Genomic DNA, 1,227 nt, shown 5'->3' with positions numbered 1-1,227 from the left:
GACGGCGCGGGGACCGGCCCGGACGGCGCGGGGACCGGCCCGGACGGCGCGGGGACCGGCCCGGACGGGCGAGAAGCCCGCTCCGGTCCGGTGTGGGGGTCGGTGCCGTCGGCGTGGGGGCCGGTGCCGGTCGGCGTGGCGGGTCCACCCCTCCCCCGCCGCGGACGCCGGAGAAAGTACGATATTCGCAGCTCACGGTCTCAGGAGACCCGGACAACCGCAGGGCAGGGGGCGACATAACGGAACGGCGGTGCGGCGTGACGCGGACCGAGGACGGCGCGGCACGGTCCGAGCACGCCTCGGACCAGGCCGAGCCGCGTCCCGGCGTTCCCGGCCGCGCGGCGCCCCCGCCCGAGGCCGGGCGTCCGGACGGCCGCGAGGACGACCACGGCGCCGGGAACGACGGCGGAGACGCGGGCGGAAACGGCGACGGGCACGGTGGCGGGCGCGGTGGCGGGGAGGCGCGCGGCGCCGAGGCCGCCGCGGTCCCGGTCGAGGAGCCGCCCTGGCCGGTGCGCATCCGCCGCTCCGGCGACGCGATCCGGTTCGTCACCGCGCTGATCGGCCTCGGCGCCGTGATGCTGCTGGTGACCATCGCCCAGCAGACCACCCACGGCCTGCAGACCGACATCGTCGAGGGCACCGCGCACGCGCCCCGCTGGCTGCTGTCGCTGGCGACGCTCGCGTCCAGCTTCGGCGTGCTCGCCGTCCCGGTCGCGTTCGCCGTCGAACGCCTGTTCCACCGGGACGGCGTCCGGGTGGCGATCGCGGTGCTCGCCGCGATGATCACCTTCGGGCTGACCGTGGCGATGAACGACTGGGTCGTCCCGGCCGCCCCGGGCGGGCTGCTGAACGCGCTGATCTGGGGCAGCTCGGGCACCGCCGTGGTGCACACCGACATCGCCCCGGTGATCGCGTTCGTCGCCGCCGTCGGGATGGCCGGCCGCACCCGCTGGCAGGTCGCCGCCTGGACGATGATCGGTCTCGCCGCCCTGACCGGGCTCACCGCGTCCTACGCCTCGGTCTCGGCGCTCGCCGCCACCTACTTCCTCGGCGTGGCGATCGGCCACGGGACGCTGTACGCGGTCGGCACACCGAACCCGCGCCCGCCGGGCACCGCGGTGGTCGCGGCGCTGGAGCGGCTCGGCCCACGCGCGTCCCGCGCCCGGCGGATCGCCACGGCCGCCGACGAGCCGCGCCGCTACGCCGTGGCGGTCGCACCCGGCG

Annotated in this window: 1 pseudogene; it reads left to right on the top strand. The window is 77.7% G+C overall.

Annotation, left to right across the window (positions count from 1 at the left end):
• Positions 1–257 precede the first annotated feature (257 nt).
• Positions 258–1,227: pseudogene (locus DZF91_RS23580) on the top strand (hypothetical protein); the annotation flags it as partial.

Source organism: Actinomadura logoneensis (assembly GCF_003428695.1).
GTDB classification, from domain to species: Bacteria; Actinomycetota; Actinomycetes; order Streptosporangiales; family Streptosporangiaceae; genus Spirillospora; species Spirillospora logoneensis.
The sequence above is the reverse complement of the archived record's forward strand: the minus strand, read 5'-3'. Positions and strand labels throughout refer to the sequence as shown.